The 25,713-nt window shown below is 52.9% G+C and carries 25 protein-coding genes; 13 read left to right on the forward strand and 12 right to left on the reverse strand.

Features of this window, described 5'->3' with window-relative positions:
• Positions 1 to 2: 2 nt before the first annotated feature.
• The 4 genes from G9463_RS13785 to G9463_RS13800 are packed head-to-tail and all read right to left on the reverse strand — an operon-like array spanning position 3 to position 5,816.
• On the reverse strand, positions 3 to 758 hold the full coding sequence (locus G9463_RS13785; RefSeq protein ID WP_165897011.1) for a hypothetical protein: 756 nt from the start codon (positions 756 to 758) through the stop codon (positions 3 to 5).
• A gap of 2 nt (positions 759 to 760) precedes the next feature.
• Complete coding sequence (locus tag G9463_RS13790) at positions 761 to 4,132, reverse strand: S-layer protein (RefSeq protein WP_165897012.1); 3,372 nt, start codon at positions 4,130 to 4,132, stop codon at positions 761 to 763.
• Positions 4,129 to 4,953 carry a hypothetical protein gene (locus G9463_RS13795; protein WP_370457920.1) on the reverse strand — a complete coding sequence of 275 codons (825 nt, stop codon included), beginning with the start codon at positions 4,951 to 4,953 and terminating at the stop codon, positions 4,129 to 4,131. The genes G9463_RS13790 and G9463_RS13795 overlap by 4 nt, the downstream gene beginning before the upstream one ends.
• A 41-nt stretch (positions 4,954 to 4,994) precedes the next feature.
• Positions 4,995 to 5,816, reverse strand: a complete 822-nt coding sequence (locus G9463_RS13800; RefSeq protein WP_240150043.1) for a hypothetical protein — start codon at positions 5,814 to 5,816, stop codon at positions 4,995 to 4,997.
• Positions 5,817 to 6,171: 355 nt separating this feature from the next.
• Between G9463_RS13800 and csa3 the strand changes: the two genes are divergently transcribed.
• On the forward strand, positions 6,172 to 6,810 hold the full coding sequence (gene csa3 / locus G9463_RS13805; RefSeq protein WP_165897014.1) for a CRISPR-associated CARF protein Csa3: 639 nt from the start codon (positions 6,172 to 6,174) through the stop codon (positions 6,808 to 6,810).
• 106 nt (positions 6,811 to 6,916) lie between these two features.
• Here csa3 and G9463_RS13810 read toward each other — a convergent pair whose 3' ends face one another.
• From G9463_RS13810 to G9463_RS13820, 3 genes are read right to left on the reverse strand one after another with little or no spacing between them, the layout of a single operon-like run.
• Positions 6,917 to 8,074 carry a BREX system ATP-binding domain-containing protein gene (locus G9463_RS13810; RefSeq protein ID WP_165897015.1) on the reverse strand — a complete coding sequence of 386 codons (1,158 nt, stop codon included), beginning with the start codon at positions 8,072 to 8,074 and terminating at the stop codon, positions 6,917 to 6,919.
• Positions 8,071 to 8,976: a hypothetical protein gene (locus G9463_RS13815; protein WP_165897016.1), complete on the reverse strand. Its 906-nt coding sequence runs from the start codon at positions 8,974 to 8,976 to the stop codon at positions 8,071 to 8,073. Before G9463_RS13815 ends, G9463_RS13810 begins: the two co-directional genes overlap by 4 nt.
• Entirely contained in the window at positions 8,973 to 10,007 is a 1,035-nt protein-coding gene (locus tag G9463_RS13820; RefSeq protein ID WP_165897017.1) for a tRNA-guanine transglycosylase, read from the reverse strand. The genes G9463_RS13815 and G9463_RS13820 overlap by 4 nt, the downstream gene beginning before the upstream one ends.
• Before the next feature lie 107 nt (positions 10,008 to 10,114).
• Between G9463_RS13820 and G9463_RS13825 the strand changes: the two genes are divergently transcribed.
• Positions 10,115 to 10,390 (forward strand): helix-turn-helix domain-containing protein, encoded by a 276-nt coding sequence (locus G9463_RS13825; protein ID WP_165897018.1) that lies wholly within the window; start codon positions 10,115 to 10,117, stop codon positions 10,388 to 10,390.
• Positions 10,391 to 10,399: 9 nt separating this feature from the next.
• Here G9463_RS13825 and G9463_RS13830 read toward each other — a convergent pair whose 3' ends face one another.
• Complete coding sequence (locus tag G9463_RS13830; RefSeq protein WP_165897019.1) at positions 10,400 to 13,309, reverse strand: queuine tRNA-ribosyltransferase tRNA-guanine transglycosylase; 2,910 nt, start codon at positions 13,307 to 13,309, stop codon at positions 10,400 to 10,402.
• Positions 13,310 to 13,558: 249 nt separating this feature from the next.
• Positions 13,559 to 14,302 carry a hypothetical protein gene (locus G9463_RS13835; RefSeq protein WP_165897020.1) on the reverse strand — a complete coding sequence of 248 codons (744 nt, stop codon included), beginning with the start codon at positions 14,300 to 14,302 and terminating at the stop codon, positions 13,559 to 13,561.
• 323 nt (positions 14,303 to 14,625) lie between these two features.
• On the opposite strand from G9463_RS13835, the gene G9463_RS13840 reads away from it, so the two are divergent.
• From G9463_RS13840 to G9463_RS13860, 5 genes are all read left to right on the forward strand, one after another.
• Positions 14,626 to 15,087: a 6-pyruvoyl tetrahydropterin synthase family protein gene (locus G9463_RS13840; protein ID WP_165897021.1), complete on the forward strand. Its 462-nt coding sequence runs from the start codon at positions 14,626 to 14,628 to the stop codon at positions 15,085 to 15,087.
• 2 nt (positions 15,088 to 15,089) lie between these two features.
• Complete coding sequence (locus G9463_RS13845; protein ID WP_165897022.1) at positions 15,090 to 15,857, forward strand: 7-carboxy-7-deazaguanine synthase QueE; 768 nt, start codon at positions 15,090 to 15,092, stop codon at positions 15,855 to 15,857.
• Positions 15,858 to 15,859: 2 nt separating this feature from the next.
• Positions 15,860 to 16,468 carry a GTP cyclohydrolase I gene (gene folE, locus G9463_RS13850; protein ID WP_165897023.1) on the forward strand — a complete coding sequence of 203 codons (609 nt, stop codon included), beginning with the start codon at positions 15,860 to 15,862 and terminating at the stop codon, positions 16,466 to 16,468.
• Between the two features lies 1 nt (position 16,469).
• Positions 16,470 to 17,171 (forward strand): 7-cyano-7-deazaguanine synthase QueC, encoded by a 702-nt coding sequence (gene queC, locus G9463_RS13855; protein WP_193569632.1) that lies wholly within the window; start codon positions 16,470 to 16,472, stop codon positions 17,169 to 17,171.
• A 107-nt stretch (positions 17,172 to 17,278) separates the two neighbouring features.
• The gene (locus tag G9463_RS13860; RefSeq protein WP_165897025.1) at positions 17,279 to 17,452 is read left to right on the forward strand and encodes a hypothetical protein; all 174 of its coding nucleotides are present in this window, start codon (positions 17,279 to 17,281) and stop codon (positions 17,450 to 17,452) included.
• Between the two features lie 244 nt (positions 17,453 to 17,696).
• Here the strand turns inward: G9463_RS13860 and G9463_RS13865 are convergent, their stop codons facing one another.
• Entirely contained in the window at positions 17,697 to 17,936 is a 240-nt protein-coding gene (locus G9463_RS13865) for a winged helix-turn-helix transcriptional regulator (protein WP_205254237.1), read from the reverse strand.
• Between the two features lie 259 nt (positions 17,937 to 18,195).
• On the opposite strand from G9463_RS13865, the gene G9463_RS13870 reads away from it, so the two are divergent.
• The 6 genes from G9463_RS13870 to G9463_RS13895 are packed head-to-tail and all read left to right on the forward strand — an operon-like array spanning position 18,196 to position 23,179.
• Positions 18,196 to 18,987, forward strand: coding sequence for a hypothetical protein (locus G9463_RS13870; RefSeq protein ID WP_165897026.1), 792 nt, complete (start codon positions 18,196 to 18,198; stop codon positions 18,985 to 18,987).
• Positions 18,987 to 19,247 (forward strand): hypothetical protein, encoded by a 261-nt coding sequence (locus tag G9463_RS13875; RefSeq protein WP_165897027.1) that lies wholly within the window; start codon positions 18,987 to 18,989, stop codon positions 19,245 to 19,247. Before G9463_RS13870 ends, G9463_RS13875 begins: the two co-directional genes overlap by 1 nt.
• On the forward strand, positions 19,244 to 20,512 hold the full coding sequence (locus G9463_RS13880) for a ParB N-terminal domain-containing protein (RefSeq protein ID WP_165897028.1): 1,269 nt from the start codon (positions 19,244 to 19,246) through the stop codon (positions 20,510 to 20,512). The genes G9463_RS13875 and G9463_RS13880 overlap by 4 nt, the downstream gene beginning before the upstream one ends.
• A gap of 2 nt (positions 20,513 to 20,514) precedes the next feature.
• Entirely contained in the window at positions 20,515 to 21,450 is a 936-nt protein-coding gene (locus G9463_RS13885) for a ParB/RepB/Spo0J family partition protein (RefSeq protein ID WP_165897029.1), read from the forward strand.
• Between the two features lie 21 nt (positions 21,451 to 21,471).
• On the forward strand, positions 21,472 to 22,251 hold the full coding sequence (locus G9463_RS13890) for a hypothetical protein (RefSeq protein ID WP_165897030.1): 780 nt from the start codon (positions 21,472 to 21,474) through the stop codon (positions 22,249 to 22,251).
• A complete protein-coding gene (locus tag G9463_RS13895) occupies positions 22,244 to 23,179 on the forward strand; it encodes a recombinase family protein (RefSeq protein ID WP_165897031.1) in 936 nt (311 codons plus the stop codon). Before G9463_RS13890 ends, G9463_RS13895 begins: the two co-directional genes overlap by 8 nt.
• Positions 23,180 to 23,207: 28 nt before the next feature.
• Here the strand turns inward: G9463_RS13895 and G9463_RS13900 are convergent, their stop codons facing one another.
• Both G9463_RS13900 and G9463_RS13905 read right to left on the reverse strand, forming a co-directional pair.
• Positions 23,208 to 24,578, reverse strand: a complete 1,371-nt coding sequence (locus G9463_RS13900; protein WP_165897032.1) for a recombinase family protein — start codon at positions 24,576 to 24,578, stop codon at positions 23,208 to 23,210.
• 218 nt (positions 24,579 to 24,796) lie between these two features.
• The coding region (locus tag G9463_RS13905) for a site-specific integrase (protein WP_205254238.1) at positions 24,797 to 25,713 on the reverse strand (917 nt) is incomplete at its 5' end.

A 25,713-nucleotide genomic window follows, 5' to 3' on the forward strand; every position in this document is an offset into this window, starting at 1 on the left:
ATTTATAGACTCACCTTGACCGTCGATCGGAGTTCGGGAACGTCTAGCATCTCGTTGACGCTCATATCCGAGAGGTCGTCAAGGTCGACTTCTCCCTCCTCACTGAGATCCTTCAAATCCTCGATTGTCTGATCGCTGAGGCTGTGGCGTCTCTGGAAGCCCTCCCAGTCCGTATCAAGGTTCTCGAAGGCCTTCTCAAGTCCCTGCCATTGTGATTTCAGCTGGGAAACCGAGTCGTTCGGGCTGAAGATAGATCGGAGGAACGATCGATACCGACTGATTGTATCCATAGCGTCCGGTTTCTCGCCGACAATCTTCTGAATGCTCTCGGCGGTGTTGGCGTCATCGAGTTTTCGGCGCTGGATCTCTTTTAGTTGCTCGTCGATGAAGTGTCGCGCGTCGTTTAGGTCCTCTCGCGTTTCTCTGACTTCATCGATATGACTCGACAACGACTGGTTACTGTCGTCAATCATGTCGAGAACGTCATCCTGCGAGACCTGTGTAATCGAGCGGGCATTGTCACGGGCACTCGTCGCTTTCGACGGAAGGGGGCGTCCAAATACCTCTGTGAGGATTCCGGCCTGACGTTCGAAATCGTCGAGGACATTTTGGAATTTTTGAAGCGCCCGAATCAGTTCCTTCAGATCTTCTTTGGCTTGGGCGACGCGCTCTTCGGTGTTCGTTCGCGTGTCGTACTCCTCCGCCTTCTGTTCAAGGCTATCGATGTCTGACTCGAGTGCCGTGGTCTGTGTGGCCATAGTTAGTTTCCTCCAAGGGTGGTCTCGATCTTATGCCGCCGCTGCTCGTACGTCTCGAACTCCGAGAGTTCTCTAACGCGGTCGCGGAAACCGACATCCTCGGGGAGCTTTACCCCCTCGGCTTCCTTGATCATACCCGCAATCGCCTCGTAGATTTCCCACGCCACTTCCGCTGATCGGCTCTCTTCATAATCGTGGAGCGTCGCGATAAGTTCGTAGCCGCTCTTATCCGAAATATCCTCGAACGTACGCATTCGCTGGCGGAACCGTTCTAGATCGATCTCTACGTCACCCGATACGGCTTCGCGGGCTTCTCTCCACGACTCGTACTTGCTCGCGCCCAGTTTATTGAGAGCGTCGTGGAGCTCTTTGAGTGCGTCGTGGAGGTCCTCCTGGTTGTGGTTCGGGTTGTAATAGGTCGTAACCGTCTCAATGGTTTCAGTGACGTGCGCTGCATTCCGTTCTGCCGAAACGTCGTCGAGTGTCGTCGTGTAGTTCTTCACGCGCTCGAAGAGGTCGTCTACACCGTAGCCAGTTGACCGAGTGGTGCTAATCTGGTAGGCGTCGGGGAGGTCCGCTGTGTCAATCTGCATGGCCTGTAGCAGGTAGCGGTCCAGGTTCTCCGAGACGGCCTCGACCGCTCGTGAGAGACGCTCATTGTCGACAACGTTCGACTTGATGAGGAACAGACCCTGTGCAAGGTTGTAGGGGGCGTTTCGAGACCTGAGCAGCTTTTCAGTATCGTCTCGGAAATCCGACGGCTGTTTGTCTCCGAGGCCCGGGACGAATTGGTTCTCGTCGCCCTTCTGTGGCGGTTTCTCAAACATCATATTGGCTTCGACTTCGCGGCGGCCGGTCGTCGCGTTGAGGATGAGGAACTGTGCGAGTACGGTAAACTCCTCAAGCGTCATCGGGTCAATACATTCTTCCAGATCGGCCCGCATCTTCGACCGAAAGCCGGCGACCTGCTCGTCGGCCCATGCACGGAGGAGATCGTAATTAAGATCGTACTTGTCCTCCTGCGGGAACTCACCCGACTCGCTGATGCCGTACCAGAGTAGCGGTTCGTAGATATCGTCATAATCGACACCGAAGTCAAGATCGAAACTCAACCCCTGACGCTCGTCTGTGCCGACGATCGTGACTGGAATGTCAGTTCCACGGGTGTAATAGACGCCGTGAACACCGTCATTGCGCGCATTGAGATTGCCGAGGAGCGTCGGGTCGTGCCACTCTTTTAGAACGCCAGCGGCACCCTCTCGGAGGACTGTCGAACTGTCATATTTTTCACCAACTGTGACCCAGTTGCGGTACTGCAGGAGGTACTCCTTGACCGTTGCCGAGTCGAGATCGGTCTCAACGGGTACATGAATGTCTGAACTCTCGATATCGATTGTCGTCTCATCGCGTGCGTCGCCATAGACAGCCTTTACGGTGGCCGAATCGGCATCCGGCGCGTTGAAATGGATCTTACCGTCACTGCGTGTCTCGCCGAGTTCGCCACCATCAACTGAGATACGTACGCCGCTTCGTGGTTCGCCGTTCACGCGTGCCGTGACCGTGACTTCGTCGCTCACAGTCGGCGTCTTCGGGTTGATTGTGACGGAAACGGACGTGTCGTCAGTTGGTTCGACGACGGTAACGGTCGTCTTGTCGGTCTCGCTATCTTTCTCAGCTTGGTACGTGACGTCTCCCTTCTCGTCCGGAAGCCGAACAGAAGCGAGGCCGTCAGAGTCAGTTGTCGCGACCTCATTGCCATTGAAATTAATCGTGACACCTTTCTCGCCACGACTGTCAAGCGTTGCCTGTAGCATGATGTATTCGCCGGGGTGAAGCGTGCCCTCGCTGACCCCGAGGTTGAGTGTCGGAGCCGGGACATCCCCTTCGAAATACGCCCAGTCGTCGTCGATGTCGACATCGGTTAGCGGAACGTCGAATGTCTCAGGGATCTGGCGGTGAGTACGGAGCCGACGATCGGTCGTCGCACTCCCATACCACTTGCCGATTCGCTGGAGACTCTCCGAGTACGAGAGATCGACTGGTGACGGGAACGGTTCCACATACGGGTTATCCTCAATCGCTTCGAACGGCGGAACGGTCGAACTGAGGCACTCTCGAATGACCCGCATCAAGAGTAGGCGGGGAGTGCGACGCTTGTTCCCATCCTGAATGAGATGGTTGTACGACTCCTCGATGAACGTCTCGTTGAACGGATACAGATGGTCGAACGACTCGAGGACACCATCGGGGAGCGCCTCCTGAGTATCCGACTCTTCGATGATTGTCGACATATATTTCCGGGCCAGTTTGACGGTGAGGTCGTCATCGAGGAAGTACGCCCGTCCATCTTCGTCCGTCGTGCTAAGATACCCCTCTGCACGATCCTCCATGTACGTGCTGATGCCCTGGCTCGTACCGAGAGCGCGCGAGAGGTCGTCTTTCTCCCACCCGGACGTCCATCCGAGCACGACATCGTAGTGACCGCTGTCGAGTTGGAATATGTGATCGAGTAGTTGCTCCTTGAGGACGGTGAACGTCGTAAGATCCTCGCAGATGAGGACCGGCCGGAGGTCTCGATCTTTGTACTCTTCGGAGAGTTCCTCAAGTTTGCCCTGGAAATCTTCGACGCCGAGGTGATAGGAGAGAGTGCCGTGAACCTGACCCTGCAGAGCGGGAAAGAGCGTATCTGCGCCCTTCGTCGAGCCGAAAGCTGCCATCGAGAGATCTCTGTAATCCTTCTTTGTGATGAGGTCAGACATGCGCTTTTTGCCCTCGCTTGTCGCGGACTCCTGATACTCGGCAATATTTTTCTCGAGGATCGTCCGAAGATCGGTCGCTGTCGGGCGGTCAGCGGTGAGGGCCTCTATCTCATCTTCGTTAAACTGCGCCATTTGCGACCCGAAGGCCTCGAGGGAGGTGATAATCGCGTCAGCGACCTTCACAGGGTCGAGGTTCGAGACGTCACCCACTGTGATGTCGGTGTCAATCGGTCCGGAGATGATGTCGAGGATATCGCCGATTCCCGTCTTACTCCGGGAGACGTGGAGGGCGATATGCGTATCGTCCCCCTCATCGGGGTCGGCGCCGATCTGGTATTCGAGCCACTGACAAAGCTGGCTTTTGCCGCTTCCAGTCTCACCACGAAGGATGAAGATACGGTTGTCATCATCGATCTCAGATTTGAGGATTGCATCACGGAAATCTTCCTGGGTAACATATTCATCGTTTCCGTCATATGGAGTAAGCCACTCGTAGTCGATTTTATCGATATCGATGTGTGTTTTCAGGAACTGTTCGCGGGATTTCTGATGGGCTTCTGGCGTCAGGTAGTCACGGACGACGCTTTCGTCCCAGATTCTGGGCATCGAACTCATTGGGTGATCACCTGGTCGAAATGCGTAAGCGGGTACTGATAAGCGGGCGACTCGGGCATCGGTGCAAGTTCGTAGACGCTAACCGAGCGGGGGCGCTGTGTGTGCACGGATTCAGGGAAGGTGACTTCGCTCTTCGCGTCGGACATCCCACGGAGTTCGAGAACGTCATCGGATTCCATATTTTGGAGGACATCCGAAATCGCAGGATGGACGCGGGGTGAGCCAGTCGTTGTCTCGAAGACGTTGAAGAAGTTCTCCTCAATCCATGTGAGGGCGCTATACAGGTCTGTTGTGTCCTCTCGTTGTTCGTAGAGTTCAAGAAGATCGTAAAGGAGGCGACGGCACGGACTCAGGACCACACCGCGCGTTTCCGTTTCGGAGACCAACCCGAGTTGCGTGCTAAGCGACCGCCACATGCGGAGTTTGGTCTTGTTCCACGCAAAGTCGTACTGGTCAAGGACATCCTTTATTTGCGGGAGGAGTACGTCAAGCGTGACCGACCGAGCATCGGTTTCGAGCGCGACATTCTGAATCCGCGTCAAATGTTCCTTTGGGTACCGTTGCTGGCGGAGATGATAGAGGAGTCGTGCTTCGAACGTAACATTTGGGAAAATATCGCGGTTCAATGGGCTTACGACGCGGTCGTCGCGGCCGCGTTCGATGATATCAACAGAGTGTAGAAAATTGATGCAATCACGGATGTTGTCCTCCTTCTTGTGTACAAAGTCCGTGATAATGTTCTGAACTGTCCGATCGCTTACGAGCGACTCGTAGACAGCCTTCAGTTCGGCCGGACGGACCGTATTGTGATTAATCAACACTCGATCTGGCTTGTCCACCGCGTATCTATATTCAGGCATGATTAGCGAAGGTCAGGGTTGGTCTGTTGGTACTTCTGAAGTTGTTCTCTCTCGAACTCGCAAACTCGGAGTGCGTCGAGCATCTGATTTGCAACATCCCGGGTTTCGCCACGTTCGGTCCATGATCGGAGTGCGTCACTGATACGCTCAGAGTACTCGTCAAGGACGTTCTCGAGATCGCGCTCGAGAAAGTAGTAAAGCGGTTCCCAGACCGGACTCTCAGTAGGTGCACACGTGTAGTCGTAGATGTTCTCGAGAGTGTCCGCAGGTGCATCGCACTGTTTGTGATACTCGGAGGCCCGATGATAGTGGAGGTTGCGTGTCTGAGACGCCGGGAGCGCGGAGTCGACGTAGTCGTCAAGATAGTGGGTAGAGAGCATCTTGTAGTCCTTCACCGCGACATCGTAGTCGTCAACAATTGACCGGCCCGGTTTCTGAATATACGTCGGGAGACGAGGCGAGGTTGTATCCGTGACGAGGATGTACCGCTCGCGCTCTTCGGTGGCGCGTCGAAGTAATGCACGGACAAGTTCTTCCTCGCCGTATTCCTCAATCCCCTCCTGAGTGGTGATATGGATGATAGGGAACTCAACCTCGTCGACGGTGTCTACCAAATCTTTCGAAGAGTAGCAGGTATAATCGATGAGTTTGAAGTCGTTGTCGTAGACATCCGCGTGTATGACGGTGTCGATGCCAAGTTCGTCGAAGAGAGGTATACTCCGGAGTTGTGCGCGTGCATGTTTGTCGCGCTTCTGGAGCTGAGGATCCCGCATCACAACAGTCGGTGTCGTCGTCTTCAGGATATCCTCAATAGAAGACGGCATAGACATCATCCCCATGAGAAATGGCACACAATAAATTTGTGCTTGATATCACCGTGCAAGCCGCAACAAGTCAGTTTAGTTATCACGGATTCCCTCGTCGTTGCATGGTTGTTCGTGAAAGACGATAGCATAAACTCCATGTTATATCTACCGCTACGATTATAATTATTGCAAACAGTAAGAGAAGACAACAGCAGATATTGTATATTTCGGTTGTTTTCTACCCGTAGATAATGGAGGCCACAGAGACCTCGGATTATAGAGGTATGCGCGTCGCGAGAAAAAGCAAACCGGAGTGAAATCGTTTCACATATGCGCAATAATATTAAATGCGAGCAGAAGATTGCATAGAGCAATGCGGTCATACGTCGCACCCATAGGATATGATAGCACTCGTGTAACACGTCCCATTCTAAGTCAAGGCATCGGGGCTGATACTCATATCGACCTCCTCATTCCGACCACGACCACCGATAATAGCCGCGGCGCTCAAGCTATAAACGATGTTCGACAGATGGTCAAACAGATCGAACCAAATGTCGACATCGAGACGACCGAGATACCGCACGACGATTTCGAGACAGCTATCCAGACTTGCAGGTCGCTCATCGATGCTGCCGACGGAGAGGTTATTGTCATCTTCGGGGGTGGGGCCCGGGATATCTTCTTTCCCCTCACCGTCGCGGCCCTCTCACGGACGCACCATATCGATGCGAGCTACCAATTCAGCGATATCGACGGCGAGGTCAGGGAGCGCACCCTCCCCGACCTTACGGCAAACGCACCGGCACAGACGGAATCGACACTCGAAACCATTGTCACACTGGATGCGCCCGTTTCGCTCACTGAAATCACCGACGCTATGGACGTCTCAAAGAGCACCATTACCCGACACGTGAAGCTCCTTGAGCGGCAAGGACTTGTCAGATCCGAAACGCACGGTAAAACGAAGGTCGTCGAGTTGACCACGACCGGACGAATTCTGACTTCTTAATCTCGTGCTTGGCAGATTTCAGAATACAACGACCTCTCCGTAACGGTGCTGAACGCCCCCATATCTCAGTAAAGGAGATTTCAATAATTGCGATTCTAAGAGTGCCCTACTCTAAGATTCCTTGAACCAGTTCTGGTGTCACTGTCTGCTGACCTTGAGCAAGACTACGATCAAGGGCTTTTCCGCAGATTGAGAGTACCTGACGAATATTTCCTTGTGACCGTTGGTGTATTAGTTCGAGCGTCTCAGGCTCGAATGGATCAATTTTTTCAGATTCATTGGGGCGTGCAGTCTGGAGATAGCTGCTAATTAGATCTTCTAGGTGGTCGTCGGTCAGAGGCCGTAATGCCACTTCATTGCCAATGCGTTCCGAAAAGGCGTGGTACTCGCTCATCACGTCTTGCCAAACCTCTGGAGCACACGCGAAGAGTATCGACATCCCAGAGCCGTTCTGGTCGATAAGATGACGAATACTGTTCAGCGTAGCCTGCTTGTCCTTATTACCCAATCTGGATATAGCCTCAAACTCATCGATGAAGACAAAAACACCTGTATAACCCAGTTCTAGAAGTAGATTCTTGAACGAAGTAAACGCTCGGACACCCATTGTATCATCGTCTAAGGCACTATGTATCTCCATCTCTTTCCGCTGTTCGTATCGGATACCTTCTGCAGTCAGCCACTGCCAAGCATACAGGTTTGTGTCCTCATAGACCATATGGACGATAGCACGAGCGAAGTCAGCAAACTTCGTGATGTCACTGAGCTGTTGGATAGCGGTCGGAACTATCTCTGAAAGAAGTACTTCTCCATCATTGATGAGCGATGCCACTGCATCTGCACTGGTAGGGTTCTTGTCTGTCACATCTCGTGCGACCGATGCCAAGAATTCGTAGGCAATCTCCTGTACCCCGTCAAACCCAATGTCGTATATGAATTCGTGATAAATATCGAGGAACCCCTCACCGGGTTGAGCCACATACCCGACGAGGACATCGTCACGATCTCGTACCAGAGACCGTGCGTATTTTAGAGTGTGTGACTTGCCGTTTCCGTACTTTCCGGTAATAACGAGATGCTTTGATTTCCCAGTACCTAGTAATGTCGACACTGTGTCGCTGACCGCCTCTGCCACATGGTCCTGTCCACAGTACACCCCAGGGTCTTCCTCCGGAACCGGGCTGTAGGGGAAGGGGTTTTCTTTGAGGCTGTACATCGAATAGTCGCGTTCGTCGTCGGTAATATTGAATGCGCTGTCGCTCATGCGTTGGTCTCCTGTGTGTAGATAAGGTCGTCATCGTGAACCGCGAGATAGTAGTACTGTTTGCCGTACTGTTCAACACCGCTCATGACACGGTCCGTAGATTGGTCCGTTGAGACTAATCCTTGCGAGTTCGCCAAGGTGATTTGCTTGATACCCAGGCGAGCGTCTTTTGCACCTGTGTCCATCGGCGCACCTGACAACTCGAGTTTGCCGACGTTCTGATTCACAAGCGAGAGCAACGCTTCATCGAACGCAGACCGTGTACAGCCGAACCGTTCACAAGCATGCTCACGCACCTCTGGGACCGATATGTAGCGCTGACTGAGGTTGACCCCCGCTGTTTCTTCCAAGTCATCGAACACCGAGAGCAGAACATATGGGAAATTCAGTGGCACCTCTGTCTCAGTCGCTCTATAGTACGATCCCGTGAAGGCGTTACGCTGGATTGCCCCTAACCGTTCCCCCCAATCGCCAATTACGTCGATACTCGTTTTATTGAAGGCGTACGGAGAAAGCTCATGATCAGTTTCGAGTTTCTCCAAGATGGCTGTAGGTTCAGCAGGCTCCAATTCTTCGACAGTTTTTAGAAACGCGCCATAGTGAGGACTGCGCGACTCGAGAATATCGCTTACCTTCCCCCAACTTTCGTCCCGAACAGCGTCGAGGAAATGCTCTCCGACCGTTGTCGTCTGATATTCGGAGCCCTTGTCTCGAGTGGTCTCTTCTTCAGACAACAAATCGAGCCGGACTGCTTCAAGAATCGTCTCTCGAGCTCGTCGATGACCAATATCTAAGGCCGTTTCCAACTCTTCCGTTGTCTGTACCCGGGCGCCGCAGGCGTTGGTCAACTCAACGAGGCGGGCAAGTGTCACGGGTCGGACCGTCGGTCGTTCATTACTCATGAAAGCCTCCTCACCTGTTGCTTCGCCATTTTATATGCTCGCTGGGTAACCTCGTTCCCTTGGAAGCGGAGGTCAAGATACGCCTCTAAGTCCTCACCAGCAGCGTGCATATATCTGAACCGGCGCAATTCGAGAGCTAACGCCCACAAATTGTGCTGGACAAGCAAATCCCTGTCATCACGAATCCTGTCGTAGCTTCGCGTGCTGCAAACCGGGCACGCACAGGGAAGGTGGGTTAATCCCTCTACGTTTTTCAACGGTTCTCCACCGAATCCTGGTATGAGATAGTTTCGGTTCCCAGCGCTGCGGATGAACGCTGAGGAGTCGAAACTGTCAACTCCCAAATATAGAAGCAGTGGCTGGTACGTTACTCCACCTAACCCGTAGACGTGCAGGTGTTTGTTGGTGGCACGTCGGGCCGCAAGAATTATTTTTGTTACTTTTTTGTAATTTGTTCGGATCGGAACAAGACTCCCTACAGCGTAACCATCGAATTCTCCCTCTTTTTCAAGATGTCTGACTGAGTTTTGGACTGTCTTAGGGTCATACCCGTGTACGCTCGCTAATAGTGTCTCGTCACCATCATGCGTGTCACTCGCTTCTAATGCGAGGTCGATACTCCGATTGATTCGCCGCTGATTCTTCGCCTGGCGATTTTCTCTGGACAAAGGGGTATCAACAGTGCCGAAGATATCAGCACCCAATTCACGTTGCGTTTCGAGGGTTTTCGCTGGTGTAGTGTCGACTTCCTCCTTGTGAAAGTCGAATCCACCGCTATCAGCGAAAATGACGGTGTCATCTGCCACATCCATCTCTGCACGGAGAGTCGCACCGCCCTGTAATCGGTCCCACTGTGCCTTTCGGTTCCGTATCGCTCGGGCGTTGACCATCGCGGTCGACAAATCCGGGATACTGTCTGTGTATTCTGGTGTATTATCACTCGACCGTTTCCCGATATTACTCACCGGGAAAAGCACAGGGGTCTGCAATTCCCCGTGGGGAGTGTCGAGTGTTCGTTGTCTGTACAACATATCCGACGCGCTGTGCTAAGCTCGGCTGTATGATAAAGCTTTGCTCCAGCAAAGCTATACACGACAAATCAAAGTGGCTTTGTCGATTCCACTGAAAGGAAGTGCAGATGGTCTCAGACGATGTGCGTGAACTCATCGGTCGAAAACGCACAATAGAGATTCTCGAACTCTTGGTTGCGTCTGGCAGATTGAATTATACCGAAATCGAAAACGAAATCGCTTCTTCAAGCGATACTATCACTGACGCACTAGACCTACTGTGTGAGCATGAACTAGTGGAACGTGTTGAAGAGGGGCCAAAGAATGTTAAATACAACGCGACGGAGACTGGCCAAGATCTTCACAAAGCAATTGAGTCAATCGAAGATATGCTAAGAGAATAATGTCTTCTCTCAAAACTTCTCGATAGCGGCCTGAGTGGAGTCTTCCTCAAGATATCGGCATAGGATGCTGATTGAATCTGGGTCCAGTTCCGTCACGTCACGGAGGTTCTGCGCGAAATTCTCCATATAGACACCTTTGAGACCGATTACAATCGTCTCATGACGTTTCGCATCCTCAGTCCTCGCTGAGACAGAGACAATATTCTCGTACTGCTCGTTGAGCAGGTCCCGGTTGAAAACGACTCCAATCCGGTCCGGCCGAATCCGCTGGACCGTCTGGTCGATATCGATGCTGGAGTAGTAATCCGAACCGAGCGTGAAGAACACCACATCGTATTCGGACTGATCCAGGACCCGGTGCAGGTCATCTCGGATACCAAGTCGGTTAGAACGCTCGCGGATTTCGGAGACACTCATCCCACTGAAGGTGACCTCGTATGGAGGCAACCGTTCCTCTTCCTCAACGAAACCAAACCCGGCGCTAATGAAGTACCGTCGGACACGGTGGCCGTCAGAGCGGAGCTGGCGAACGGCGTTGGATATCGCTTCTTGCTGTCGGCCAGTGTACAGCTCGTTGGCATTGACCCCGATGGCACTGTCTCGATTGAGGAGTTCTTCTTTGGAGGCAGTGTCAATTTCTTCCATGTCGAATATCCGCTCACCGTCGGGAACGTACTTCGAGCCAGAGCACTGGTCGATGATGAGGATATCTAAGCCGTCATCAACATCCAGGACTGGTTTGTGTGGGGCGAAATCAGCCCCAACTGCATAATTACGGCCAAGATCGCTCAGGAGTGCCTCTCGTAGCTCTTGTGGGTCATCGAAGTCTTGAATGTCACAGTCCACATCCACTGTCGAACCACCAAGCGTCTGGTCGGTGTCTTCCCCAGGATTGAACAGGTAGAGTTCTTCATACCGTCCAAGATACTCTTCGAGTGTTTCAGCCGTCTTGGTGGGTGCAAAAGAGACTGTGTGTGGCGTTTCAGCCCACCATTCGTGCACACCGTTTGCGTCAAAGGCACCGATCTCCGCAACAGGGAGATCATGGACCTCACTCCAGAATTGCGCTTTCTCGTTCGCAAAGTACTCCTCAGTGGTCCCGTAGTTGCTGAACGAAGCTGATCCCTTGGTCAAAATAAGCGTCTTAGGGAGGGCCTCAGAGAACTCCTCGTAGAACTTAGCCGTGTTGTGGAATCCGCGACGCCGATTGCGGTCGTTACCGCGGAAGATGGAGACCTCGATACCGTGCTCGGTACAGATAGGACAGTCACAGTCTTCCCATGGCCTATTTGAGAGGAGTTCTCGATATGCTTCGAGGAGATCTTCGTTCCCGATCCAGATAGCGTAGTCCTGGAGTATGAACCAGAGTCGCTCGAAGGCATCCATACCCTCCGCCTTGGCTTCCTCGCGTTCGAGGATTTCGACCATTCTCGGGAAGCGGTTCAATTCAGTGCGTGCTGCAGCGAGCAATTCGATATACTCAGCGAACGGTTCAGGGTTCTCCTTGCTGTCACCCCGGAGGAGTTTGACAAGTTGGTTCCGAAGGTCATCGCTGAAATAGGCCTGCAGTTTGCTGGCGTATTCGAAATCCTCTCTCAGTGCCCCTGCCACGTCACGGAGGCGACTGGCGTTGAATCGCTCATCATGACGGTTGTTCCGCATATATGTGATCGTTTCCGTGAGCGTCTTGCTGGCTTCAGTCTCCCACTCCCGAAGTGCCTCGGCAATAGAACGATCCTCTGCGAATGCACGGAGGGCTATCAGTGTCTCGCGGCCTCGCAACGCGGTCTCTATTGCATCGGAGATGTCCGCCCCATGAGCAGGATACTGGACACGGATGGCATCGTATCGCTCGTCCCCGTCGACACGGTAGTTCTGTCCACCCGTCCATGCGGAGCGAAGCATACTCGCGCTATCGAAACTCGACATACCGGAACGGCCGATGGTTTCGAACGCGTCGGATTTGGCGAAGCCGAAAACGTGGGTGTCGATACGGGTCTGGTGAGTTCGCTCGTAGTCTTTGACCGTCTTTCCAACTGACTTCACGATTTTCCGGACTTCATGGACAGGACTCCCGGCGACGCCACCAATACCGAGGTAATCGTAACCCAATTCCAGAACGTCTTCGGCAGCTGCAGCGTAGGAGTCGACGGTCCACCCCTGGATTGCGACCATCAACCGGAACGGGTAGTCGCCCGCCTGGTACAGATCCTGCATCTCCGCCGCATTGTCCAGAGTGAGGTCGTAGCGGAACTGCTTGTCGTCCTGGCGATACACCGCCCGTGGATCGTCCGCAAGCCTCTCTAAGACGGCGTCAACATCGCCTTCGAAGTCGGTAGCAGTGAACTGTCGGGGTTTTCCCTGTGTCCGAATCGAGGGTTCGTACTCCTCGACGTACTCTGGCCACTCATCGGGCCATTCGTCGATCATTAAGTCGACTGCATCGGTGAGCGCCGACGGGAGATCCGATTTCCGGATGTTGTCATCGAGAGCGCGCTCGTCTAGATAGAGGCGGCCTTTCTCCCTGCCCGAGCCCAGTACGAGGTGGTCAATAGTGACACCGACCGAGACATCCAGTGTCTCGTAGAACTCGAGCATATCCTGGTTGCCGTACGGCGGGAAGGGGAGCGATTTGTAGCCCCATGCGCCACAGTCACTGATTGTTGGGAGCCACTCCGGAATGTCAAGAATCGGATCGTCATAGACGCCGTGTTTACATATCCGGTCGGCTTTCTTCGTCGTCGATTCGACCTGCTCTCGGGAGATGAGCACGCCATCGATTGGCGTCGAGTCTTTCTCGAAGATATCCCAAATGTAGTTCAGTTCGCGTTCTTGCCGGTGTGGGTCCGACCGCTCATCATGCTCAAAATCATAGTCCGCATCCACGGCGTCATTCCACTCTGGCACGTAGAACCGCACGATTAGATAGTCACCTGTATCGGTGTATCACAGTCCGACTTATAGAAGTCTCTATTGCAACACGGAAAATTGGCTTTGTTGAAACTCGCCATTGGTGACAGGTTTCGACAACTCTGCTGAATACAGAGCGCGAGTCTTGTAGGCACTCAAGGGGCTTCAATTAGCTATCTCCAAGTTTGGGCAATTTCCTGCATATGCTGACTTTTCCGCTCTACCCAATCTAAGCCATTTTGAGATGGTAAAGCTCGTTCAGTAGCCCTCAAATTGAATCTGTTGTAACTCCGAGACAGCTGATTTGAGTGGGTCAGTGCTTTTCAACTGTGATTTCTCAGATTTGGCGACCATGGAGTAGAGTCGTCTGGGGTCAATCTCAGCAAAGAGTCGGTCATATGCACCAAGTATCTCATTTGGCCTCGCGCTGGTGTCCAATCGGTCTTCAACTGAACCCCGTACAACTGCTACAATGTCATCCCCGTACTGCTCTAATTCCTCGTCAAGAAAGATTGGTCTCTGCTCAGAAGGGTTTAGAAATTCCGTCAGGTTGGATATCACTTGTTTCATTATATACCGTGGGGTGTCAATACCGTCGTATTCCTTGAAAATCTGCTCGTATTCCTCATCGAGTTCAGTGAGGATACGATGCTGTTCTTCTAACTTGTCAAGTGCGGTTCTTACGTTTTCCAAATTAACGCGAGGTTTTATATCTATTTTGTCAATATTGCTATTTGAGAGAATCAATTCGGGGAGTATGCGCGCTCGATCAACTGTCTCTAAGAGTTCTGAATCAGAAGCATCAGACGCTAACTCTTCTTTGAATTCTGTTCGTAGCTCATGATACGCGTCATGTTGAGCCGCACGGATCGAGTCGATAATCCGGCGACGAGAAGCGCTGTCAATCTTAAGTTTTCCACCTTCTCGTATTTCTGCCTCCAACAACTGCATGGCACTGTCTCTGAAATCGATAACCGACTGAATAATCTCTTCCTTGGTCATATAGTTTGCTTCGTTCACGTCGGTAAGAACGTTTGCCAGATCAAGTGAAGCGCTATATGCGATGGCACCCTCCGGAAGCACATGGTGAAGTTCTACTGTTTTAATAAAGGAGATCTTCCAGCGGTGAATAATTCCGTTATAATGGCCGAATCAGACGGTTTTGATTCTTAATATGTGATACTGCATACACCCTCTATATTCAGCACGGTTCTACTGTCCGTTTCTGAGGGTTTCAACATAGCCCGATAATTGTAACTCGAACAACCACGATCCACTTCCACTCAGAGGGGTACCTATAAGTGCCACTGTGGTATTCTCTGGATATGGCCAATAGATTATCTGAAGACAAATCAACGGACAGCCCTCTTGTTGATGCAGGTGAAAGAGAGCTACGGGTCGGTGAGGACCGTCCGATCCGGATCAGTTCTGGCCATCGGATTCTTCACCATGATGGCAAATGTAGCAGACCTCACGGCCACAACTACGAAATCACGGTTTCGGTGACCGGCGAACTGACTTCCGAGGGATGGGTCGTGGATAAAGGAGATATTACCTCGGTAATATCCGGTTGGGACCACCGGTTCCTCGTGGAACAAGGGGATCCATTGATTGAGGCGTTCGAACAGAGCGGCGACGAAGATGCACTGGTTGTCCTCAACCATCCTCCCACAGCAGAGGTAATGGCGGTCCTCTTAGAAGAGAAACTGAGCGACACACTCCCTGATACCGTCTCAGATGTCGCCGTATCTGTGCGAGAGACTGGCGAGCTCTGTGCGACCCCGTAATCATGCCGGTCAACGCTGACGCCGACGATGTTGCAGCAGAGAACGAGGGCGATCTCCCAATAAACGAGCTATTCTACTCGCTACAGGGAGAAGGCGTCTTAGCCGGCGTGCCAACGGTCTTTGTCCGTACAAGCGGGTGCAATCTTCGGTGCTGGTTCTGTGATTCTTATCACACCTCGTGGGAGCCCACCCACGCGTGGATGGATGTCGACGAGATTCTCACAGAGGTTGAGTCGTACGAACAGTGTGAGCACGTCGTTGTCACCGGCGGCGAGCCGATGATGCATACTGAGGTTGTTGAGCTACTGAACCAACTCTCAGCAGACGGCTACCATACAACGGTGGAAACGAACGGGACGATTCACAGAGACGCCGCGATCGACCTGGCTAGCATCAGCCCGAAACTGGCGAGTAGTACACCGACACCAGAGAAAGACCCAAAAGGCGAGGGTGAGTGGGAAGACAAGCACGAAGAGCGACGCGTGGACATAGCCGCCCTCACGTCCCTCATCAAGCAGTATGAATTTCAACTGAAATTTGTCGTGACCGGCGAGCAGGATATGCCGGAGATCGAATCATTACTCCAGCGGTTGCGGCAGTCGACAACACAGCAAATCAGGAACGACGACGTGCTGTTGATGCCGGAAGGTGCAACCAGAGAGCGGTTAGAGGAGACGCGTGCGGCCACGGCCGAACTGGCGATGGAGTACGGCTATCGATACACGCCGCGCCTGCATATTGACCTGTGGAACGATGCGCCGGGAACCTAACGATGACTGACGATGTCCAAACTGAGCCCGTGGAAAGCGTAGAGAGTGTTAACGACAGAGAGACTGCAATCGACTGGTCGAAAGCTCAGGAAGGCGTTCGACTCCTGTTAGAAGCGGTCGGGGAGGATCCCGAAAGCGCAGAACTCCAGGAGACGTGGCAACGTCGTGTTCCGGGCGCATTTGAAACGCTCACTGAGGGTTCACGCTTGGAGGAGAAACCAGAACTTCGGACATTCGAAGCGAGCGGTAACAACTTCGTTGTCAAGACAGGAATACCGGTCTACAGTCTCTGTGAGCGTCACCTCCTTCCCTACTTCGGGACGGCTACCGTTGCGTACCGGCCGGATGGTGACGTTGTCGGGCTTTCAAAATTATCCCGATATGTTCGCTGGCAGTCTCGTCAGCTCACGATGCAGGAGCAGTTGACACAAAACATTGCGCATGGCCTCAGCGACGAAGTCGGTGCAGAGGCTGTTCTCGTGGAGATCTCAGCCACACATCTCTGTGAAGCGATGCGCGGTGTCGAAACGCAGACTGAAACCGTAACGAGAGCGGTGGCTGGGGAACCGACTGAAGAGGAACGGCAGCGTTTCAATGAGGCGAGCAACTGAGATGTCACAAGAATCACGAGCGGTCGTACTTGCATCGGGTGGAATGGACAGCGCCACTGCTGCGGCAGTAGCGAAGGAAGCTGGCAAGGATTTGTATATGCTGCACACGTCCTATGGTCAGCGGACAGAAGCGAAGGAGTTGGAGTGCGCAAAAGCGCAAGCCGACTATTTCGATGCGGTGGACTTTCTGCACCTCACCACGGACCATCTCTCGAAAATTGGCGATTCGAGTCTGACTGACGATGATGTCGAGGTTGAAGACGCCGATTTGGAAAGCGAGGAGGTGCCAAGTTCGTATGTCCCGTTCCGGAATTCGAATCTGCTCTCCATGGCAGTCTCCTATGCTGAAGCGAATGAGTGTGGTTCAGTATATATCGGAGCACACTCAGAGGATTTTTCAGGGTATCCCGACTGTCGACCACAATTCTTCGAGGCGTTCCAGCAAGTGGTCGACGTGGGAACGAAAGACGAGACAGACATCTCTATTGAGGCACCGTTTACTGACTGGTCGAAAACCGATATCGCTGAGCGAGGCATAGAACTTGAAGTCCCATATGAACACTCATGGAGTTGCTACCGAGATGGAGCACCAGCTTGTGGCACCTGTGATGCGTGTGCGTTCCGTCTACAGGCCTTTCAGCGACTGGGTGAGACGGATCCAATCGACTATTCGGAGCGGCCCGATTACGTCACTGAGGCATAGATACGCTCTAGTTCCAAGACGCTATTAGCGGAAATATATTTTATATGAGCCAAAAGAGTGAGGCTCAAAGATGAAACAGACATTCATACTGAGAGATAGCGGTGGTAATGAGCGAGAAATCACTGAAAAGCAACATCCTGAGTGGGAACAGCTTGGAGACCCATGCTCTGAGTGTGGGACAACGGAATATCAGCATTTCACAGCAGAAGGAGGCCGGTACGGAATGCAACAAGATGCAGTGGTTCGCCGTAGTGATTACTGGGATGCTGAACGCTCACTGATGACCCAGTGTCTTTCATGCAAACTGGTGCTTTACCGACACCCAGCATTCAATCTCCTGTATGATGCCACAGAAGAGTAGTATATATCGGAGTGATACTATTCAATAAATGAACTTAATGGGTCTATTCAAGCAGCCATTTCAGTATTCTCACCAGACAGCGTAGCTAATCATCGCCAACATCTCGAAAGGCTCTGTCTTATCTTGTCGTTTGACAGATGAGATGGCCAGCGGAAAACTCAAATTCAGCCCTCATTTCGTGGATCATCCCTGAGCTCGTATAATCCAGAAGCCAACTTCTCAACATGTCTATGTTCTACAAATCGTTTGAGTTTCTCACTGGCATATGGTCGGCTGATGTTCAGCTGATCCGCTAGATATTGAGGAGTTACCCGTCCCTCAACAAGTTCGTCTAAGATAGATTCGTCCGTCTCATTCAGTTCGTCTGGGTCAAGTACCACTTCTGGCTGAAGTTTCGCTGCCACATATACAATAGTTCTTGTATGTGTTTAACTAATAGTTGCAATCTATTGTTTCTTACTATTCGTAATATTGAAGTGTGGTCCAGACAAATAAGGAGGTGAAGTGCGAGACCGCGCAAAAGCGGCCCGGTGCTGGATCACCGGACCACGCACTTCGTCAAGGTGACGAAGCAATGCGAACTACGACTTCCACCGGACTTGAACGCTCCGGAACAAGAGACGCACAGCCAGACAGCTACTCTACTGAATCGGGGGCAAAACGATGAGCCAAGCAGGTCCTGATCTCGATGGCAAGGAGCAACGCATCGCCCAGATTCCGTCGCTGCTAACCTCTTCCCTACGAGCAGTTCTCGATGCCTTCGGCTCGGATATCTTGAGTCTCCACGCGCATGGCAGCGTGGAAACCAACAACGCCACCATCATCGAAGACCTCCGAGAATATGGGCTTAGCCGCGAGCAGGAAACACACCACCGTCTCACACTCAACTACGAACAGATCCACGGCGACGGCGAGCCTGCTAATCCACTCACAGAAGATGCTTGTGAACAACTTCTATCGGAGGTTGAAGCCGTTCTCGACGCGGAGCATCAGACTGTCGACCCAGATCTCACAGTCACCTCGCTGACCGTCCGAGTCACCGACCCTCGACTCCAAGAGGTGACGCCCGCACAGTCTCCCGAGTTCGATCTGACCTTCGTGGCCGATCCTGCGGAGCCACCAGTCCGCGAACCCACCAAACGCCGAAACGCCGATCAAGGACTCTATAGCGAACTGGGATTCAACCTCACGAATCTCAACCTCCGATCGGTCGTCGAAACCGAGACCAAATTCCACAAACAGTCCGACGGTCGCTACCTCTCTTGGGGCGGCCCCGAAGATATCCGTCCCCGAGCCCCCGATCGTCTCGCAATCCGTATCAACCAGCACGTCCTCCCAGACGAGTACGGCATCCTCAAACCCTACACAGTCATTGACGACAGTGTACTGGAACTCGTCGAGGACGACGTCGACAATATCGACGGCCAATCAACCGCAATTGACGGTGATGCCTGATGGCAGGCACGAAGTTTACTATCGACGCTGCTGCCGACGAAGGATTCTACGTCACCGTCGCCGAGGATGTAACCGTCTACGAGAACTACAACGACGCAGTCTCAGAGATCCAAAATAAACTCTCGACCGACACCGAGAGCTTCCTCGCCAAAGTCACGATCGAAGCTAATGGAGAGGACGATGTCGCGGTCGCTCTCGAACAAGTTGGCTGGCAACAGATCATCCGAGATATGGCTCCGAAGGAGGACGACGGCAAATGATAGAACGTCGGGAACTCCCTGTTGAAACCCTGACAGTCGACACAGTCCAGTCTCGAGAGCAGGCATGGCTGGGAGATGCCAGCGATCAGCAACTCGCGGCTTCTATCGCGACTGATGGCCTCCTGCAGGATATCATCGTCCGACCGCTGGATCAGGTCGAACTAGGGACAGAAAACGGCAGCACCCAGACTAGTGACTCCGGCCCGAAGTATGCGATTGTCGCCGGGTCGCGACGGTACTATGCTGCTATGGAAGCAGGCTACGAAACCCTGCCCTGCAAAGTCGTCTCTGCCGATGATCTCGATGCAGCCTGGACCTCACTGGTCGAAAATACGGATCGGCGAGAACTCTCTGAGCAGGAGATCGCCAATCAGCTCCAGTTGATTCACGAACTAGTCCGACCACTAGACGACCCAGATACCTGTCCGGACTGTGGGACTGCCGTCGTCGGAGAAGATGAACTGCTGAACCACAGCGAACAGACGGACTGTGATCTTCCCGGCAGTCCGCAGCAAGGTCCTCCAGCATCATCAACGACTGGAACAGACAACGACGCATCAGCAGACGCGTCAGTTGGACCAGTGAGTCGATTCCCAACCGAACAGCAGGCATTGGAATATCTCGCCTATCGTTTCCTCGGGCGTACTGACGAGAGTGCCATCTCGATAGTCGAAGGGCACCTCAGAACGGCGGAGCTACCACCGATCCTTCAGTCGCTGTTCAAGGCCCCAGACGATCGGTCCGAACAGGAACGTACGGCTATTCGCAATTACGGTATCGACGCCCATGCACGACTGGGGAGCGGTGAAGGAAAATCCGGCACCTCCCGAGAAATCGTAAAACTCCACGAGACAGTCGAATCCGAAGTCGAATCGGATGCCGTTACCCCTACCGATGCAGTTCTGGAAACAGTCGGCTCCCTCCGCTTCGAAGAAATGTCCGAGCAGGAACTCCGACGTACATTGCGAGAGTTCCGCCACGATGTCACAGCAGAACTTGATGAGACAGAGCCGGGCGCAGAGCAACGAGCGGTCTTTCACAAAACTCTTCACAAACGTGCAGACGATATAGCCGAGACCTACGAGGAAGTCCAGCCAGAGCGACCGTTCAAGAAGGTTGACGTCCTGGGGCCGGACACCCAACAGCACAGTCGCTGGCACGTTCAGGCCATGCGCCAGCGAGATATCTCGGGCCATGGGGAACTCGTCCGAGAACTGTACCAGGAACGCTTGGAATCGTTAGCAGAGGCACAGGGGTGGGACTGAATATGAACGGATCGACAGCCACCGGAATCGAAGTTGCCGACGAATTACTTCCCGCAGAGTACGATCGGCTGATCTCGGTTAATCAACTAATCCATGGCGAGCACAACCCACGACGTGTCAGTCCAACCAAGGAACTCCGCGCCTCAGTCGAACAAGCAGGCCTGCAGCAACCACTGATCGTTCGTCCAGATGATGAGAAAGACGATCTCTACCATATCACCGACGGCTGGCAGCGATATCAGGCCGCAACCAGCTGTGGATGGGAAGTGCTTCCAGTTCGGATCTTCGAGTCGCCACTTGCAGCTCTGGAGGAAACAGAGACGACAAGTATCGTCCGTGAGTGGTCGACTTACGAGTGGGCGAAGTATTGTCAGTCAGTCGCGACAGAACTAACAGCTGACTCTCAGCAGGATCTGATCGAGCAAGTTACGGATCAGACGACAAAGTCGGCTGGAACGGTCCGTCGATATCTGGACGTGCTGTCGCTGCCGAAGGAAATTCACCCGCTGCTGATCGACGGACCAGAGGGACATGACCGGGACTGGGCTGCATTACGCAACTACAACGACCAAGTGCGACGGTACGACGGGCTCCCTTGGACGGTAGCAGAATATCTAGCACGACGACAGTCAGGATTGGACCAAGATCGAATCATAGGGATCGCAGCACTAGCGGTAGAATTCACTCAGAGTGAGGATGCTATCGAATTCATCGACCGGGCCAGCGATCACTCCAGTAAGCCACTAGATATCGTCCGGAAAGAAGTCCTGCTGGGACAGCAGCATCCTCGAATGTTAGAAGTACCTCGTGTCGTCGTCTCGCTAGATCGAGCAAAGAAGCAAGCGATCATGGAATACTGCCGGAAGAATCGACGATCGCTAACCGATATCGTGACGGAAACGTTCGAATCGCTCGCAGTGGACGCTGAAAACGACTAACTACAGAGGCATGGGTTACGTATGAGTTCACCAAAGAGCGGTCAGGTCGAAGCTTGTCCTGTCTGTGATACAAACGCGATAGATGCATCCATCAGCAGTTTTGACGGTGTCTGTACCGAGTGTGGGTTCGTCATCCACGACGGTACTGACACGAGTGCTCCTGACTGGCTGGTCGTTAGGACCAAGGAGGACCAACCGGGCGGCGAAGACTGGCTATCCACCTGTAGAGTACAGAATGCAACCGAGCAACAGCTTGCGAAAGCCTTTGAGGGCATTGAAGACCTCGCAGACCGGCTGAACATATCCGTCGGACTTCGACGTGACGCCGCTGACGTCTACTGTAAGGCGTTTCTTGCTGGTACAACTGATGGGCGGGAAACGACCACTATGATCGCCGCATGCGTTCGTCTGGCGTCGTTACAGGATAACCATCCCATTCCAGCGGGTCGCTTAACCGAGACTTCAGATATCGACTCTGGGCAATTTCACCGTAATTGCTCCACGCTCCGCGACGAACTTGACCAACCACTGCCGGTACCAGAGCCTGCAGACTACCTGACGTTTCTCGATAACGAATTCACGGTTGATGAGAAGAACTTACGCGCGAGTGCCCAACTGCTAGAGGACGTCACCGGTAGCCCGTCTCTCGTCGGGAAAGATCCAAGTGGTACCGCAGCTGCTGCACTCTACTTTGGTGGAGAGGAGTTCACCCAAGCGGACGTGGCTGAAGCCGTCGGTGTGACTACAGAGACAGTCCGCAACCGTGTTGCACAATTCAGGGAGTTGGGTGCCGATGGTTGACCATGTCTCCATCCGCGAGCGGGTGAGCGAGAGTGAAGAAGACGAGTCGTTACGGGCTGCGGTGTACGCTCGGACATCATCAAATAGTCGCGCCGAGAGCTACTCGCTCGACGAGCAGGTCAAACGAGCTGTCGACCGCTGTCAGTCACTCGGGTGGGACGTTGCTTTCGTCTACCGCGACGAGTCTGAGAGTGGAGCTAATACGGACAGACCAATGTTCCAGACGATGCTGGATGCGGCGAAGCGGCAGGCGTTCGACGTCGTCGTGTTCTGGAAGCTTGACCGGTTCTCTCGAAGCCTTATGCACGCGGTTCAGTTGGAGGAAGAACTACGGGAACACGACGTGTACCTATACAGTGTCACAGAACAGATCGACACGACCTCGGCTACCGGACGGTTCAATTTTCGGAATTTGGCTAGTGCAGCTGAATTCGAGCGGGATATGATCAAGCAGCGCACCCGTATTGGAATCAATGGTATGGCTGAAGAGCGTAAGTGGCCAAACGATGATCCACCGCTCGGCTATACGCTGACACCGGAGAACAAACTCTCCGTCGACGGTCAACAACGTGACCTGGTAGTCGAGATATTCGAGATGTATATTGAGGAACGTTCGATGCCAGAGGTTGCAACGCGGTTGAACGAGCGCGGTATCACGACGACGGATGAGGGTGAATGGACGCCGCGTGCAGTCGGAGATGTTCTCCGCAACGAAATCTACCGAGGCGTCTACGAGTTGGGCGATGTCACCGAACACGTTCCCGAGTACCAGATTATTGATGACGAGACCTTCAGCCAAGTGCGCGAAATCCGAATGCGATTCCGGAAAGAAGACGCTTCGAGACCATCGATGCCCAGTTCTCGAAAGGAGCGGATAGCTTACGAAGTTCGTGATCGGTACCAAGACTACTTGAATAGTTGTCACTAGCCGTGGATTGCATCCGGCAGGGACCTGGTCACTCGGTGTCTATGAAGTCCGGTTCGTCGTCGTCGATGACTTGTTGGATGAGACGAATTTTGTCGAATTCGTATTCCTTGGGCCATCTACGGTAGTAGTCTGATGCGTCCTCTGCCTCTTCGCAATGCCGGCATCGATACCGGTGAACCGTATACTCGCCTTTCAAGTCGAGTTGGCCGTCTCTGATAAGGGGATGACCGCAGTGATGGAGCAAGGTCGCTGGGTCGCTACCCTGGATAACCGAAAAGAGACTGAACTCCTCGATAAAGTCTAATAGTTCCATCGTGTCCTCGTCCGAGCGCTGCTGTTCTTTTTCTTGGATGATGTTTTGCACTCGGTGGAAGGTCTCTTCACAGACGTCCACCTCAGCGTCGTCTTCGACTCGGAGCAGGTGAAGCCCTGGTTCGTGAAGATCATTTTTGTATGTCGTACCTTCCAGCCAACTCTCAGGTAGTCGAGGCTGACCGATGTAGACCCAGTTCTGCAGAATCGTTTTGACCCTATGTCCGTCTAGATGCTCTTTCCCGTATTCATCGTCAATATATCTCTCCGTCTGGGCGTAATTTCCGCAACTTTTGAACTTCCGGAAGACATCTCGGACAATCGGCTTCTCTTCAGGATCGACAGTTAGCCAACCATCATCTGTTTCTTCATACCCCAACGGGATCTTCGGAGATTTGCACGTCCAGTTCTTTTTCTTCAGGAAGCCACGAATACGCTCCTTGTTCGCCTTTGCAATTCGCAGTTCGTTTTGAATCTGAGCGGTAAGCGACATAACTGTCGTTTGCATTAGCCCAGGCGTTTCGCTCACGTCTCTGGAACCACTACTAGTGAGCAATGTGACCCCACATTCTGATTGAAGAATATAGATGAAGTACAGCGTTTCCGCTGCAGTGCGTCCCACACGGTCAACTTTCTCGACCAGAAGATAATCGATGTCTTTGCGTTTCGTTTTCTCGAAGACCTCCTGGATGCCATCACGGTCGAAGTCAGTTCCAGTCTCTGCCTCATCCGCGATTGGATCATACGGGAGTTCGATGCCTCTACGTTCGGCGATCTCTTCTAATTCCTCGACCTGTCCTTCGATACTGCCCTCATCAAGGAGTCCATCGTCGTCATCAACGTCATCATCATTATTTCTGGTTGTCCCCTTTCGTTGTTTGTCACTGCTGACTCTCGCGTAGATGAGACCAGTCAAAGAGTCATCTTCTTGATCGTCTTCCTTAGAGTGCTCATCGTCGCTTCCAGGACCTGGGTCATCTTCGTCTGTGGAGTCGTCTTTGGCATCTGGTTTCTGGGGTCCCCCGGGGGTATGTGGCTCATCCGACCCAAAGCTCCCAAGATCGGCCTGTGTGCCAGCAGTTGTCATTACTAGCACTGTCGCCAGCAGCGGAATTGACGAGCCTATCTTAGGTTTTAAGATCTCGATCAGATTGGGAGGAGACTGCACCTTACGTTTTAAGTTTTGGCCCAAAGATGAAGTTAAACCTAAGATACGGTCTCCCAAGACTCGGCGTATCTTACGTTTTATTTCAATGTTGGGCCAAAGCGAGGCGTACTCGTTCGTGCGAAGACCGGGACTCCCAATCACAGGTACCCACCCCCGCTCTGATCATCTCTCAACTCGTCTAGTAGTTCCTGCCGAAGTTCACGTTTCTCGGACGACCCCCGTTCGTCGTAAGTATCGTCAATGATCTCCTCACTCACGTCACAGCGGTCACTGAGGAAGGGTTTCGGTGCTCCATCGCGAAGCATCTGCGTAATGTACCCATGTCGAAGTGCGTAGGGCGGACGACTAGAAGGGCACTTTGAGGCGCAATCATCAGATGTCGCAGCTTCGCAAGTTTCTATATTACAGTCGTGGGGGCACTCGACACCGATCTCGCACGGTCGACTCCATTTGTAGATGTATCGACGCATCGTCGACTTCGACAACCGTCCGTATTTACTGGTCAGGAACGGACGACGACCAGCAGCTGTCGTGACTTCGATTCGGTTATCTTGGATGTAATCCTTGAAGATCTGTACAACTCTCTTGGATAGGCCAATTTCGTCCTCGCCTTTTTTGCCGTTCTTGAGGGACGTCTCCTCCGGGCGGTGATGGAGTTCCAGATAAGGATCTTCGCAGTTCAGATGCAGATCTTCGACATCAAGTGAGTGTATTGCACCGGGACGGCGACCCGTATGCGAGTGGAATACCCAGACGACGTGTTCACGGCTGGCGTATTCGTACTTTTCGAGATGCTCGAGAATCCTCTCAAGTCGATCCGCGTCGAATTCGATATTCCGAACTCCCTCATCACCATTGAGGGTCGGTATATGGATCTTCTCTTTGAGACCACGTGGTACTGCCTCAATATTCTCGAGGAAGTTCACGTGCCGCGTTGAATAGCGATCTAATCGGCGGTTATCACGGGTTAGAAGGACGAAGCCGAGGAAATCAATTCTGGCTATGGAAGTCGATCTCCTCGACTTCGTTGAGCAGTGTCGGCAGCTAGTCAAAC

This window comes from Haloarcula sp. JP-Z28, from assembly GCF_011440255.1.
Classification (GTDB): domain Archaea; phylum Halobacteriota; class Halobacteria; order Halobacteriales; family Haloarculaceae; genus Haloarcula; species Haloarcula marismortui.

What these genes read in the sequence shown, in the direction of transcription:
- G9463_RS13785 (WP_165897011.1), bottom strand. Translation starts at nt 758, where the DNA reads ATGGCCACACAGACCACGGCACTCGAGTCAGACATCGATAGCCTTGAA.
- G9463_RS13790 (WP_165897012.1), bottom strand. Translation starts at nt 4,132, where the DNA reads ATGAGTTCGATGCCCAGAATCTGGGACGAAAGCGTCGTCCGTGACTAC.
- G9463_RS13800 (WP_240150043.1), bottom strand. Translation starts at nt 5,816, where the DNA reads ATGCCGTCTTCTATTGAGGATATCCTGAAGACGACGACACCGACTGTT.
- csa3 (WP_165897014.1), top strand. Translation starts at nt 6,172, where the DNA reads ATGCGGTCATACGTCGCACCCATAGGATATGATAGCACTCGTGTAACA.
- G9463_RS13810 (WP_165897015.1), bottom strand. Translation starts at nt 8,074, where the DNA reads ATGAGCGACAGCGCATTCAATATTACCGACGACGAACGCGACTATTCG.
- G9463_RS13815 (WP_165897016.1), bottom strand. Translation starts at nt 8,976, where the DNA reads ATGAGTAATGAACGACCGACGGTCCGACCCGTGACACTTGCCCGCCTC.
- G9463_RS13820 (WP_165897017.1), bottom strand. Translation starts at nt 10,007, where the DNA reads ATGTTGTACAGACAACGAACACTCGACACTCCCCACGGGGAATTGCAG.
- G9463_RS13825 (WP_165897018.1), top strand. Translation starts at nt 10,115, where the DNA reads ATGGTCTCAGACGATGTGCGTGAACTCATCGGTCGAAAACGCACAATA.
- G9463_RS13835 (WP_165897020.1), bottom strand. Translation starts at nt 14,302, where the DNA reads ATGACCAAGGAAGAGATTATTCAGTCGGTTATCGATTTCAGAGACAGT.
- G9463_RS13840 (WP_165897021.1), top strand. Translation starts at nt 14,626, where the DNA reads ATGGCCAATAGATTATCTGAAGACAAATCAACGGACAGCCCTCTTGTT.
- G9463_RS13845 (WP_165897022.1), top strand. Translation starts at nt 15,090, where the DNA reads ATGCCGGTCAACGCTGACGCCGACGATGTTGCAGCAGAGAACGAGGGC.
- folE (WP_165897023.1), top strand. Translation starts at nt 15,860, where the DNA reads ATGACTGACGATGTCCAAACTGAGCCCGTGGAAAGCGTAGAGAGTGTT.
- queC (WP_193569632.1), top strand. Translation starts at nt 16,470, where the DNA reads ATGTCACAAGAATCACGAGCGGTCGTACTTGCATCGGGTGGAATGGAC.
- G9463_RS13860 (WP_165897025.1), top strand. Translation starts at nt 17,279, where the DNA reads ATGAGCGAGAAATCACTGAAAAGCAACATCCTGAGTGGGAACAGCTTG.
- G9463_RS13870 (WP_165897026.1), top strand. Translation starts at nt 18,196, where the DNA reads ATGAGCCAAGCAGGTCCTGATCTCGATGGCAAGGAGCAACGCATCGCC.
- G9463_RS13875 (WP_165897027.1), top strand. Translation starts at nt 18,987, where the DNA reads ATGGCAGGCACGAAGTTTACTATCGACGCTGCTGCCGACGAAGGATTC.
- G9463_RS13880 (WP_165897028.1), top strand. Translation starts at nt 19,244, where the DNA reads ATGATAGAACGTCGGGAACTCCCTGTTGAAACCCTGACAGTCGACACA.
- G9463_RS13885 (WP_165897029.1), top strand. Translation starts at nt 20,515, where the DNA reads ATGAACGGATCGACAGCCACCGGAATCGAAGTTGCCGACGAATTACTT.
- G9463_RS13890 (WP_165897030.1), top strand. Translation starts at nt 21,472, where the DNA reads ATGAGTTCACCAAAGAGCGGTCAGGTCGAAGCTTGTCCTGTCTGTGAT.
- G9463_RS13895 (WP_165897031.1), top strand. Translation starts at nt 22,244, where the DNA reads ATGGTTGACCATGTCTCCATCCGCGAGCGGGTGAGCGAGAGTGAAGAA.
- G9463_RS13900 (WP_165897032.1), bottom strand. Translation starts at nt 24,578, where the DNA reads ATGACAACTGCTGGCACACAGGCCGATCTTGGGAGCTTTGGGTCGGAT.